Annotated in this window: 10 protein-coding genes; 3 read left to right on the top strand and 7 right to left on the bottom strand. The window is 32.2% G+C overall.

Annotated elements, in window-relative coordinates; translation table 11 throughout:
• The first annotated feature begins 39 nt into the window (after nucleotides 1-39).
• Together ilvC and acs are read left to right on the top strand one after the other, a co-directional pair.
• Nucleotides 40-1,509 (top strand): ketol-acid reductoisomerase, encoded by a 1,470-nt coding sequence (ilvC, locus tag GSY47_RS24295; RefSeq protein WP_179004516.1) that lies wholly within the window; start codon nucleotides 40-42, stop codon nucleotides 1,507-1,509.
• A 495-nt stretch (nucleotides 1,510-2,004) separates the two neighbouring features.
• Nucleotides 2,005-3,915 (top strand): acetate--CoA ligase, encoded by a 1,911-nt coding sequence (gene acs / locus GSY47_RS24290; protein ID WP_179004514.1) that lies wholly within the window; start codon nucleotides 2,005-2,007, stop codon nucleotides 3,913-3,915.
• 64 nt (nucleotides 3,916-3,979) lie between these two features.
• Here the strand turns inward: acs and GSY47_RS24285 are convergent, their stop codons facing one another.
• From GSY47_RS24285 to GSY47_RS24265, 5 genes are all read right to left on the bottom strand, one after another.
• Nucleotides 3,980-4,372, bottom strand: a complete 393-nt coding sequence (locus GSY47_RS24285; protein ID WP_179004512.1) for a hypothetical protein — start codon at nucleotides 4,370-4,372, stop codon at nucleotides 3,980-3,982.
• Between the two features lie 163 nt (nucleotides 4,373-4,535).
• Nucleotides 4,536-5,132 carry a 3'-5' exonuclease gene (locus GSY47_RS24280; RefSeq protein WP_091497795.1) on the bottom strand — a complete coding sequence of 199 codons (597 nt, stop codon included), beginning with the start codon at nucleotides 5,130-5,132 and terminating at the stop codon, nucleotides 4,536-4,538.
• A gap of 3 nt (nucleotides 5,133-5,135) precedes the next feature.
• Nucleotides 5,136-7,049, bottom strand: coding sequence for a DUF294 nucleotidyltransferase-like domain-containing protein (locus GSY47_RS24275; RefSeq protein ID WP_179004510.1), 1,914 nt, complete (start codon nucleotides 7,047-7,049; stop codon nucleotides 5,136-5,138).
• A gap of 696 nt (nucleotides 7,050-7,745) precedes the next feature.
• On the bottom strand, nucleotides 7,746-8,129 hold the full coding sequence (locus GSY47_RS24270; protein ID WP_179004482.1) for a hypothetical protein: 384 nt from the start codon (nucleotides 8,127-8,129) through the stop codon (nucleotides 7,746-7,748).
• An 88-nt stretch (nucleotides 8,130-8,217) separates the two neighbouring features.
• The gene (locus GSY47_RS24265) at nucleotides 8,218-8,634 is read right to left on the bottom strand and encodes a hypothetical protein (protein WP_179004480.1); all 417 of its coding nucleotides are present in this window, start codon (nucleotides 8,632-8,634) and stop codon (nucleotides 8,218-8,220) included.
• Between the two features lie 144 nt (nucleotides 8,635-8,778).
• Between GSY47_RS24265 and GSY47_RS24260 the strand changes: the two genes are divergently transcribed.
• Nucleotides 8,779-10,008: a multidrug effflux MFS transporter gene (locus tag GSY47_RS24260; RefSeq protein ID WP_179004478.1), complete on the top strand. Its 1,230-nt coding sequence runs from the start codon at nucleotides 8,779-8,781 to the stop codon at nucleotides 10,006-10,008.
• A 195-nt stretch (nucleotides 10,009-10,203) separates the two neighbouring features.
• Here GSY47_RS24260 and GSY47_RS24255 read toward each other — a convergent pair whose 3' ends face one another.
• Both GSY47_RS24255 and GSY47_RS24250 read right to left on the bottom strand, forming a co-directional pair.
• Complete coding sequence (locus tag GSY47_RS24255) at nucleotides 10,204-11,469, bottom strand: NAD(P)/FAD-dependent oxidoreductase (RefSeq protein ID WP_179004476.1); 1,266 nt, start codon at nucleotides 11,467-11,469, stop codon at nucleotides 10,204-10,206.
• An 80-nt stretch (nucleotides 11,470-11,549) separates the two neighbouring features.
• Nucleotides 11,550-12,884, bottom strand: a complete 1,335-nt coding sequence (locus GSY47_RS24250) for a DEAD/DEAH box helicase (protein WP_179004474.1) — start codon at nucleotides 12,882-12,884, stop codon at nucleotides 11,550-11,552.
• Between the last annotated feature and the right edge of the window lie 22 nt (nucleotides 12,885-12,906).

Here is a 12,906-nt window from a genome sequence, read left to right as displayed (position 1 = left end):
CAATTATAAAATTTCATTTCATTAAATATTAAAACAAAAATGGCAAATTATTTCAATACATTACCACTTAGATTACAATTAGAACAATTAGGGGTTTGCGAATTTATGGAGCAATCAGAATTTGCAGACGGAATTGCAGCATTAGCTGGAAAAAAAGTTGTAATTGTGGGTTGTGGAGCACAAGGTTTGAATCAAGGATTAAATATGAGAGATTCTGGTTTGGATATTTCTTATGCATTACGTGCAGATGCAATAGCTGAAAAAAGAGCTTCTTATAAAAATGCGACTGAAAATGGTTTCAATGTAGGAACTTATGAAGAATTGATTCCAACTGCAGACTTAGTTTGTAATCTTACACCAGATAAACAACATACAGCTGTGGTAACTGCTATTATGCCATTAATGAAAAAAGATTCTACTTTATCTTATTCTCACGGTTTCAACATTGTAGAAGAAGGAATGCAGATTCGTAAAGACATCACTGTAATTATGTGTGCTCCTAAATGTCCTGGTTCTGAGGTACGCGAAGAGTATAAGAGAGGATTTGGAGTTCCAACACTTATCGCTGTTCACCCAGAAAACGATCCAAACGGAGTAGGTTTAGATCAAGCAAAAGCTTATGCTGTAGCAACTGGAGGTCACAGAGCAGGGGTTCTAAGATCATCTTTCGTAGCTGAAGTAAAATCAGATTTAATGGGTGAGCAAACTATTCTTTGTGGATTGTTGCAAACAGGATCTATTTTATGTTTCGATAAAATGATTGAAAAAGGAATTGATGCTGCTTATGCTTCAAAATTAATTCAGTACGGATGGGAAACTATTACTGAAGCTTTGAAACACGGTGGTATTACAAATATGATGGATCGTTTAAACAATCCTTCAAAAATTGAAGCTTACGAATTAGCTGAAGAATTAAAAGACATCATGCGTCCATTATTCCAAAAACATCAAGACGATATCATTTCTGGAGAATTCTCTAGAACTATGATGATTGACTGGGCTAATGATGATGTTAACTTATTAAAATGGAGAGCTGCAACAGGAGAAACTAACTTCGAAAAAACAGCTCCACAAGAAGCTCCAATTTCTGAGCAAGAATATTTTGACAATGGAGTATTAATGATTGCAATGGTAAAAGCTGGTGTTGAATTGGCTTTCGAAACTATGACAGAAGCTGGTATCATCGAAGAATCTGCTTACTATGAGTCATTACACGAATTACCATTAATTGCAAATACAATTGCGAGAAAGAAATTATTTGAAATGAACCGTGTAATTTCTGATACTGCAGAATACGGATGTTATTTGTTTGATCATGCATGCAAGCCATTATTGACTGAATTCATGAAAAAAGTAGATACTAATATCATCGGAAAACCGTTTTCAACTTCAAATGCCGTTGATAACGCAGTATTAATTGCTGTAAATAGAGAAATCCGCCAGCATCCTATTGAAGAAGTAGGAGCTTGGTTGAGAGAATCTATGACAGCAATGAAGAAAATTGGATAATTAAAAAATTGGGAATTCCCGCAGAATCGGATTTTGCGGGATTTGCACTGTATCAATGATTTGTAATATTTTGAATTAGTAAGCACTTATTAAAGAGAATAGATATAGATGCATATTGCATTCACTTAACTGCCGTGAGAGTGAGTTAAGTGAAGCTAATCCCTTATATTGGGGTATATTTGAAAAAATGTACTTGTTGAAATTTCTGTTTTAATTAATAATGATGCTGCTATTTTCAAAGTAGAGAAAAGTATTGTAAAGCAGTTTACAAGATTAATTGTTATTGAAATTTGTTAAATTAAAAAAGGCGTAATATCTATTTATTATGCCTTTTTTGCCTTTCTATTTTGGTTTAAAAAGTAAAATTTTAATTCAAATGCAAATAATTGTCATATTTTATTAAAGAAATGTTTTTTTTTGGTAAAATTTATGAATTAAATTGTTTTAAGAATACATTCAGATTTAATACATTTATAAAAAAATTCAACAACAAAGATGAGCTATTACAAAATTGAAAATTTAGAACAATATTTCAAGCATTACAATAAGTCAATAAGAGAGCCAAGAAAATTTTGGGGAAAAATAGCAGAAGAAAACTTCACATGGTACCAGCAATGGGAAAAAGTAGTTGATTTTAATATGGCTGAAGCTGAAGTAAAATGGTTTACAGAAGCTAAAGTTAACATTACCAAAAACTGTATCGACAGACATTTAAGCAAAAGAGGAGATAAAACGGCTATTATTTTTGAACCAAATGATCCTTCTGAAGAAGCTTTACATATAACGTATAACGAATTATACGAAAGAGTATCAAAAATGGCAAACGTTCTTCGCGAGCAAGGTGTTCGTAAAGGAGACAGAGTTTGTATTTATTTACCAATGATTCCTGAGTTAGCAGTTTCTGTGTTAGCCTGTGCAAGAATTGGAGCTATACATTCAGTTGTTTTTGCTGGATTTTCTGCTTCTGCAGTTTCAGCCAGAATTATTGACTGCGAATGTAAAATGGTAATTACTTCAGATGGTGGGTATAGAGGTAACAAAACAATTGATTTAAAAGGAATTGTTGATGAAGCTTTAGAGACTTGTCCATCTGTAACAAAAGTTTTAGTGGCTAAAAGAACTAATACTGATGTAAAAATGAAAGAAGGCCGCGATATTTGGTTACAGCCATTATTAGACGCAGCTCTTGATAACAGTGTTGCTGAAATTATGGATGCTGAAGATCCATTGTTTATCTTATATACTTCAGGATCTACAGGAAAGCCAAAAGGAATGGTACATACTACCGCTGGTTACATGGTGTACACAGCTTATACTTTTAAAAATGTTTTCAGTTACGAAGAAAATGATATTTTCTGGTGTACAGCAGATATCGGATGGATTACAGGACATTCTTATATTCTTTATGGCCCGTTATTAAATGGTGCTACTACTGTAATTTTTGAAGGAGTTCCATCTTATCCAGATTTCAGCCGTTTCTGGGATATTATCGAAAAACATAAAATCACACAATTTTATACAGCACCGACGGCAATTCGTTCTTTAGCAAAAGAGAGTTTAGATTATATTCAAAAATATCCTCTAAAATCGCTTAAAGTTATTGGATCTGTTGGAGAACCAATCAACGAAGAAGCTTGGCACTGGTTTAATGACCACGTTGGAGATAAGAGATGTCCAGTTGTAGATACTTGGTGGCAGACAGAAACAGGTGGAATTATGATTTCTCCTATTGCTTTTGTTACGCCTACAAAACCTACTTACGCTACATTGCCATTGCCTGGAATTCAACCTGTTTTAATGGATGAAAAACGTAATGAAATTGAAGGTAATCAAGTAGTTGGAAGTTTGTGTATTAAATTTCCTTGGCCTGGAATCGCTAGAACAATTTGGGGTAATCACGATCGTTATAAAGAAACTTATTTCTCTGCTTTCCCTGGAAAATACTTTACAGGTGACGGAGCTTTAAGAGATGAAGTTGGTTACTACAGAATTACAGGTAGAGTAGATGATGTTGTAATTGTTTCTGGACACAACCTAGGAACCGCTCCAATTGAAGATGCAATCAATGAACATCCAGCTGTAGCTGAATCTGCAATTGTTGGATTCCCTCATGATATTAAAGGAAATGCACTTTATGGATATGTTATTTTGAAAGAAACTGGAGAAGTTAGAAATAAAGAGAATCTATCTAAAGAGATTAACCAATATATTGCAGATCACATTGGACCGATTGCAAAACTAGATAAAATTCAGTTTGTTTCTGGTCTGCCAAAAACTCGTTCTGGAAAAATTATGCGTAGAATTTTACGTAAAATAGCTGAAGGAGATTTCTCTAACTTTGGAGATACTTCAACTTTATTGAATCCAGAAGTTGTAGAACAAATTATGAAAGAAAGAATTTCTTAATTAAAAATAATACTGAAAAAAAGCCTCTTAATTACTTAAGAGGCTTTTTCGTTTTTAATGTTTATTACTGTACAGTTTTTAGATTGACATCTTTAACAAAAATAAGAGGTTGCATATTGCTTAAGTTAATGAGTGATAAAATACCATTATTATTTTCGTTTATTCCATTTATTTTAAAACAGTATTCATCACCGTCTTTGTCTCTTAAAGTTATAAATTCTTTATTATCGTCTGAATAATTTTGACAGCTGTGTGAAATACTGTATTTATACATTACCTTCATTATGTCATTGTTGTAATTATAAGCTTTTCCATCTTGAGTGAAAGTCCATTTTACACTTCGGTTTGTATTAGAATACCAGTTTCCCAAAATGCGTTTTGATGATGGATCTTGATTTTGCGCAAAAATTGTTGAAGCAAAAAGAAATAGGGATAGTATAAATAATAACTTTTTCATGAATTTATAATTTAAAATAGGATTACAAATCTATGCAGAATAGAAAAAAAATGATTCTTTCGAAGCTATAAAAGTAATAGAATATGTTTTTTATTCAATAAAAAGCCTCTTAATAATTAAGAGGCTTTTCTTGTTTACTATATTGATTGGAATTTCAAAGATTTTACTTAATTCCTAATCTAGATTTTAGTTTTAAAAATAAGAGCCCAATTCTGTAAGCATCTTCAGAAGAAGAATTTCGGTCACTTTTAGGGATTTTATAAATTTCGCATAAATCGTCTAAAGAAAACTGTTTGTCATTGATGTCTGTCAGTTTTCTGTACATTACATCAACATCTAATGCTTCATTTTTCAAACGACCGCAATCTAAACGCTCTAGAGCAGCGTTCAACATTTCGACATCAAAATTAATATGATGTCCGACCAGAATTGAATTTCCAATAAAATTTACAAAAGCTTCCAACGCATCAGGTTCTGGCATTTTCATCATTTTACTTTCAATGATAAATTCATTAGAAAGACCGTTGTCTTGAAGATATTTATATTGTAATAAAACAGTTTCAAAACTTTCTTTTATAACAATACTATCATCAATAACAGCAAATGCCCCAAGAGACAATATGACATCTTTATCCGGATTTAAACCAGATGTTTCTGTTGATAAGACAACAAACCTATTTGGTCTAGATTCGAATTTTGTTAAGTAATCCTTCCAGAATTCTGGATAATCTTTATTAATATTTTTAAGCCAGTCTAGCATATTTTATGAGAATTGTGTCAATTGAAATTTACTCTTAATTAGTTCCTCGAGATCTTTCATTGGGGCTAAAGCATTTTTTAATTTCTCTTTATCTGTTTTAGACATTTCTCTTAAATTAATATATTGACCAGAGTCGTCATTTTTTAAACCCTCAACAGTTCTAAATTTAGAAAGTGTTAGAAAAGCTTCAGCACAGCTTAAATAAATTTCAGCATTTTTAGAATCTGTTATTGCTAACTGCTTGAATCTTAAATAGGTGTTTTGTATTCCTTTTATATTTGCATTCAAAATTAATAAACGTGCGCCATCTATCAAAGGCATTAAGGCACGAGTTTTAATATCAAATTTCCCTTTATGAGGACCTTCTTCTTCGATAATGAATTTCTTGAAGAAACTTAATGGTGAATTTCTTTTTAAAGCATCATTTCCTAAGAAATCAAAGAACAAAGTGTTATTTACAGCATTCTTGAAAATCACATTTTCGATGGCTTCTTCAATTTTCGGTTCACCAAAAACAATTTCATAGTCAAAGAAAATACTGCTCAAATCATTACTGTTTTCACCTGGAGTATTCATCCAGCTGTTATATTGTTTTGTCCAGTCACTCAATGATTTACACCAAAGCATATTGCTTCCCATGTGTCCATTTGGACAATATTCGTAGCCCACTTTTTCAAGGATAGAAGTAGTTCTTTTAGCTAATCTTAAGAAATAATCTTTTACTTCTCTGTATTTTTCAGGAGTAACATCTTCAAAAATCAAAATACTATCTTGGTCTGTTAGCAAAAGTTGTTCCTTACGCCCTTGACTACCAATGCTTAACCATGCGAAACGTGCAGGAGGGGAGCCCAAATCTAAAATAGAAAGCTCTACGGCACGTTTGATAATAGCCAGGTTGATTTCGCTTGCAATATTGCTGACATGTGAAATCGGAATATTTTTCTGAATTGAATTCTGAATCAAATCAGACAAGCGATCGCGAATTTGTTTTAAATCTTTCGGAAGCTGAGAACGCTTGATTTCTTTAATTAAAACTCCTGGGTTACTAGCTTGAGCTACAATAAGATCGTGCTCAGAAATAATTCCTTTTACAACAGATTTACTAGTACCGTCTTTTGTAACACATAGGTGAGTTACATTATGTTTCAACATCAATAATTGTGCTTCTGCCAAAGAAACGTTTTCTAAAACAGTTACAACTGGAGAAGACATAATTTTGTCTATAGTTTCCGTAATTGGGTAACGTCCAGTCGCAATTTTAGAAGACAAATCGGCATTTGTTACAATACCAATCGGGTGATTTTTTTCACAGATTATAATATTATCAACCATTGCTTCAGTCATCAAAATTGCCACATCTTTTACAATATGACTGGCCTGAGTAGTTAGCGGCGAATTATTATAGTTAAGCGATTGAATGTATTGCATTTCAGATTGCTGATCGATATAATCAACATCAGAAATAAGCTTGCCGTTAGAACTTACGCTGTCTTTTGTATGGCGTGAATTGACTGCAAAACTCTCTAACAAGAAGTTTAAAACATCTGAATTATTGGCCACAAAAGGTCTAAAAACAGCGATTGGAATGGCATATATAATGCTTTCTTCGCGTGCTTTAGCCGTCATCATGTAGTTATTTTTGGCAAAAAACGGACGTAAACCAAAAATATCGCCCTCATGGCATTTGTTTATAATAGTTTCCTCAGCGTCGGCAATTGTTGTAAGATTGATTACACCAGAAGCTACGACATAAAAACTATCATGAAGTGGATCATTATTTTGAAATAAGACCGCATGTTTTTCTAAATTAATGACACGAATATTGGTAGCAATATCCGATAATTCCTGAAAAGTTAAATTATCAAAAGGTTTGTATTCCTTCAAAAAATCAGCAATATGCTCAGCAACTGTATTCATACGTTTTTGATAAAATTTTAAAGTATCTAATGTAAAAATACTAAAATAAACTCTTACAATGAAAGCATCTTGATGAGAATCTAGTATATTTTAAAGAAATGTTAAGAATTACTGATAATAAGGCGTTAAAAGGTTTTTTTTGGATTAAAAAACTTCAAATCATTTGCACTAAAATATTTGAATGAATGCGATTATGAGAATTGAATAAAATGGAATTTATTTTATTATTTTTCAAATATGCGATTCTGAATAATTGATTTAATAGGTTCATCAAGTAAATTTTAGAAACCAAATTTCTCAGAATTGCTTAAAATCATTTTTTATCTGAATATTCATAAATCTACTTAAGAAAATCAAATTTATGAGAATCGCTTAAAACTGAATTTATTTTAATTTTTCTGAAATATTGGATTCTCATAGATGTGCCAAATCTTCATTTTTTTAAGCCAGTTAGACAATCTGCCAATTAAATTTGAAATTGAGATTTTATGAGAATGCTATAAAATAAAATTTTTAAATAAAATTTTCAATTATTGAATTCTCGTAGATTGAATTTTGGAAGATAATTAGAAGGTAGAATGATAAGACCGGTTGAATATTAAAATATAGCGATATGAAAGAGTGTGTAAAATCTTAAATTTTCTATTTTACATAATATAAATTATAGGTCAAAAAGAACACACCATAAAATAGGTGCTATTCGTATAATTTATTCAAAATAACTTCTTTAGGAACCAAATCAGCGCCACCGCGTTTTGTGAATTGTAAAACATTTTGATTTGTCATTAAAACTGCGCTTGATGAAATTCCGTCTTTGTCTTTCAGTTTAATCTGTGCTTTGTCATTATTTGGATATACATATCCAGTAACATCCAAAACCCCAGAATTTAATTCTTTGCGTTCACTCGTAATTTCTGCCGTGCCGACAATTGCATAATTTGACTGAGCAATTGTAATTTTGAAAATATAATCTTTTTTACAGTCTTTGCAATTCTCATTGCTCCAAGTTCCAGAAAATCTGTTGCTTTGTGAGAATGATTTTAGAGAGATCAAAAATGCGATAAAAAGAATTTTTTTCATTGTAAACGGTTTTATTAGAAAATCAGGATCAAATATAAACCAAAAAAGCATCACTATATTGTGATGCTTTTTGTTGGCTGAAAAAAAATTACAATTTTTTCAAGTAAACCGATTTTCCGTTTAAGGAAACATCAATCTGGTTTGTTTTCTCGTTAAAAGTTGTTCTTAGTGCATTTCCATTAAATATGGTAACATCACCGTACACGTGACCGGTTTCATTTGATACATAATCAAATTTAACTTTTTTGTTGTCTGGTTCAATGCCTAATTTATAACTTGAAAATTTAGTTCCTCTTAAATCAAAATCTTGTTGTGAATCGATAATGTTTCCGTCGGCGTAAAAATTAGTAACAGATTTACTCAATGTAATATCAGGATAATACTGATTTACTTTTTTTAGAAGTTCATATTGCGCCGTGCTTGCATCTTCTTGTTTTGACGTAATCGTTTGGGCAAATGAAATTGATGTGCATAAAACTGCTACTAGTAAAAGGTACTTTTTCATAATTTTTAATTTAAAGATTAATAAATGGTTATACCAAATTATACTGGCAATGACTTTAATTTATTGTTATAAACTCAATGAAGTTCTATAACAAGTTACGAAATCTTTACCTTTGCAAAAAATTAAAAGCCTTTTTTTAAGAAAATGACAACAAAAAAATACATTAAACTTATCCTTATTTTAGGTTCTTTAACCGCCCTTGGTCCTTTTTCAATTGACATGTATCTGCCTGGTTTCTCCGGAATTGCAAAAGATTTAAACACAACTGTAGCAAAAGTCTCTATGAGTTTGTCCAGTTATTTTATTGGAATTTCAGCTGGACAATTGCTTTATGGGCCATTATTAGATCGTTTTGGACGCAAAAAACCTTTATTTATTGGTCTATTGGTTTATATTTTAGCATCTTTAGGATGTATTTATGTTTCTGATATTGATGCTTTTATCCTGCTTCGTTTTGTTCAGGCTGTTGGAAGTTGTGCAGCAACTGTGGCTTCTGTAGCTATGGTTCGTGATTTATTTCCTGTAAAAGATATACCTAAAGTATTTTCTCTTTTAATGCTTGTAGTTGGACTTTCGCCAATGCTTGCTCCGACAATTGGTGGTTATGTTACCGAAGATCTGGGCTGGCATGCTGTATTCTTTATATTAATGTGTATGGGAATTGTGATTTTAGCTGCATCACAAATTGGCCTTCCAGATACATATAAACCAGACACGACTATTTCATTAAAACCTAAACCTATTATTACGAACTTTTTATCTGTTTTAAAAGAACCTCAATTTTATACGTACGCTTTTACTGGAGCAATCGCTTTTTCTGGATTGTTTTCTTATGTAGCCGCTTCTCCATTGATTTTTATGGATATTTATAAAGTAGATGCTAAAACTTATGGATGGATTTTTGCTTTAATGTCGGTTAGTTTCATTGGTTCTAGTCAGTTGAATTCTATATTATTAAAGAGATTTTCAAGTGAACAAATGATTTTTGGAGCTTTGATTTCACAATCAGTAATTAGTGTTATCTTTTTGATTTTAGCATTGAATGATCTTTTAGGATTGTACGAGACTATCGGAATGTTGTTTTTGTTCTTAGCTTGTTTAGGGATTTCAAATCCGAACACAGCTGGATTAACATTAGCTCCTTTTGCCAAAAATACCGGAAGTGCCTCAGCATTAATGGGAGCTATTCAGTTAGGATTAGGTGCCTTGGCGTCATTTGCAATTGGAGTTTTTGTAAAAGACTCTGTTGCTCCAATGGTTGCTGTAATGACGACAACGACGATTACGGCGTTCATTATTCTAAATATCGGAAAACGATTCATCAAAAATAAAGTTACAATCTCTGATAGTGATGATGTGATGATTGCTCATTAAAAAAATAGAAATTCCAATATGGAAATTCCAAATTCCAAAAAAAGAGAAAAGAAATTCCAATACTGAAATTCCAAATTCCAAAACTTGAAAAGTTATTTTAGTTACAATAAACGAAAAGCCGAAATCTAAGATTTCGGCTTTTTTATAACACATTCTCTTGGGATTTGGAATTTAAAAAATTGGAATTTTATTCTTTTAGTTTTGTGTTTTCTTATCTGGTCTAATGATCATTCTAAGAGATTGATCTTTTGCGAAATAAGCCACCATCCAATTCCAGAAAGTATTTAATCTGTTTCTATAAGTGATCAAGGAAATTAAGTGAATAAACAACCAAATAATCCAGGCAAAGAAACCTTTAAAGTGCCATTTTGGACTTGGCAAATCCACAACAGCTTTTGCTTTTCCGATAATTGCCATTGATCCTTTATCGTTGTAAGCAAATGGTTTAAGTGGTTTATTCGTAACCATTGCTTTAAAGTTCTTAGCCAGATTTAATCCTTGTTGGATTGCAACTTGTGCAACCTGCGGATGTCCATCAGGGAAATTTTTATCTCCGGCTGTAATGGCAGTATCACCAATTGCATAAATATGATCTACACCATTTACTTTGTTAAATTCATCTGTTGCCATACGTCTTCCGCGACCATAACTTTCTTTTGGAATTCCTTCGAAAATTTTAGCCGAAACTCCCGCAGCCCAAATTAAATTTTTGGTTTTGATGGTTTCTCCGTTTTCAAACATTACTGTATCATCAACATAATCAACTACCTTGGTATTTAATTTTACTACAACTCCTAATTTAGTTAAGGCTTCCAAAGTATCTTTTTGAGATTCTTTGCTCATTGGTGCTAATAAAGCATCGCCTCCATCAACTAAATAAACGTTGCTTGCAGAAGTATCTAATTCAGGATACTCTTTTAAAAGGATGTTTTTTCGCATTTCGGCAAACATACCAGAAACCTCCACTCCTGTCGGCCCCCCTCCTGCTACTACAATTGTAAGTAATTTACGTCTTTTGCGCATGTCTTTACAAATGGCCGCTTTTTCAAGGTTTTTAAGCAGTGTATTACGCATTACGATGGCATCATTTAAGGTTTTCATCGGAATGGCATTTTTCATTACGTTTTCCATGCCAAAATAGCTTGTTTCTGCTCCAGTAGCAAAAACAAGGTAATCATATTCTAAATCGCCGTTGCTTAAAGTGATTTTCTTTTCAGTAGGGGAAACAGATAGTAATTCGCCTAAACGAAAACTAAGATTCTTTTTACCAGCGAAAAATTTCCTAAAAGGATAACTGATGCTGGAAGGCTCTAAAAATGCCGTAGCAACTTGATATATAAGTGGTGGGAAAAAGTTATAATTATTTTTGTCTACAAGGGTTACTTGTATTTGAGGCTGATTTACAAGCTCTTTTGCTAGATTGATTCCTGCAAATCCGCCTCCAATAATGACTATTTTCATATAGGTTGTAATTAATAGGATTATAGAATAATTCCTTATAAAAGTACAACTTTAATATACAATGACAAAAGTCATATTATTTACTTTTTGAATTTTTTAACTGTTTTATCAACTATATCGATTTTGTTCTGTAAGACATAACTCGCCATTAATTTCTCGATTAGTTCTTCTTTCGTTAAATGATGAAAAACGGTTTTCACTTTTGTTTTTAAATCGGCAGAAAGATCATGATTTGGTTTTGTTTTGAAGATTTGTTTGGCCCATAAAAGCATATTATTTTCTTCAAGACTCGCTGCAGTTGGTTTTTTGAACTCAGAAAATTTAATTCCCAATTCTCTTTCAAAATCAGCAATTTCGAAAACTTCTTCTTGTTGTAATACAGTTAACGAAAGTCCTTTTGCCCCTGCCCTTGCGGTTCTTCCGCTTCGATGTACATAATTTTCGTAAGTGTCAGGTAAGTGGTAGTTAATTACATACGAAATCTCCTTTACATCTATTCCTCTTGCTGCTAAATCGGTTGCAACCAAAATATTAATATGTCCTTCACGAAACTGTTCCATTATTCTATCGCGAATTCCTTGTGTCAAACTTCCATGAAGTGCTCCAGACGAAAATTTATTGATTGCCAGATTTTTAGCCAGTTTATTTACAGCAGCTTTCGTTTTACAGAAAATAATTCCTCTTTCTCCATCTCTTGAATTTAAGAAATGCATTAAGACTTCTAATTTTTCAATTGGGTCAACCACAATATATTCATGATCTATTCCTTCGTTTCCAACAGTTTCCATATTGGCGCTTAGCTGCACTACATTTTTATTCAAATAATTCTGAATCAATTGTTTGATAGCGCCTGGAAGTGTAGCGGAGAACAATAAAGTACGGCGTTTTTTAGGAAGTTCTGCAACAATTTCGTCCAAACCTTCTTTTAGAATGGCTATCATTTCGTCTGCCTCGTCTAAAACTAAATATTCAGTAGTTTTTAAATCAATTGCTTTGCGCTGAATCAAATCTATTAAACGTCCAGGAGTTGCTACCACAATCTGTGCTCCTTCTTTTAATCTTTCGATTTGCGGTTTTATTGGAGTTCCTCCACAAATGGAAGCAATAGATATACTTGGAATATATTTTGAAAAACCTTCTAAGTTTCTAACAATCTGCTGTCCTAGTTCTCTTGTTGGTACCAAAATTACTGCTTGAACTGTTGTTGATTCTGCATTAACTAATTGTAGTAATGGAAGTCCAAAAGCAGCTGTTTTTCCTGTTCCGGTTTTTGCTAAACCTACAATATCATGATTTTCAGATAGTAAAAGCGGAATTGTTTTTTGTTGAATTTCAGTGGGTTCAACGATATTTAATTCGCCTAAAGCTTTTAGAATTGGCGCTGAAAGTCCTAATGTTGAGAATTGTTTAGACATGTTCTTTAATTTGTTTAAAGTT

Source organism: Flavobacterium quisquiliarum (genome assembly GCF_019308285.1).
Classification (GTDB): domain Bacteria; phylum Bacteroidota; class Bacteroidia; order Flavobacteriales; family Flavobacteriaceae; genus Flavobacterium; species Flavobacterium quisquiliarum.
This window is presented reverse-complemented; position numbering and strand designations above follow the sequence as displayed.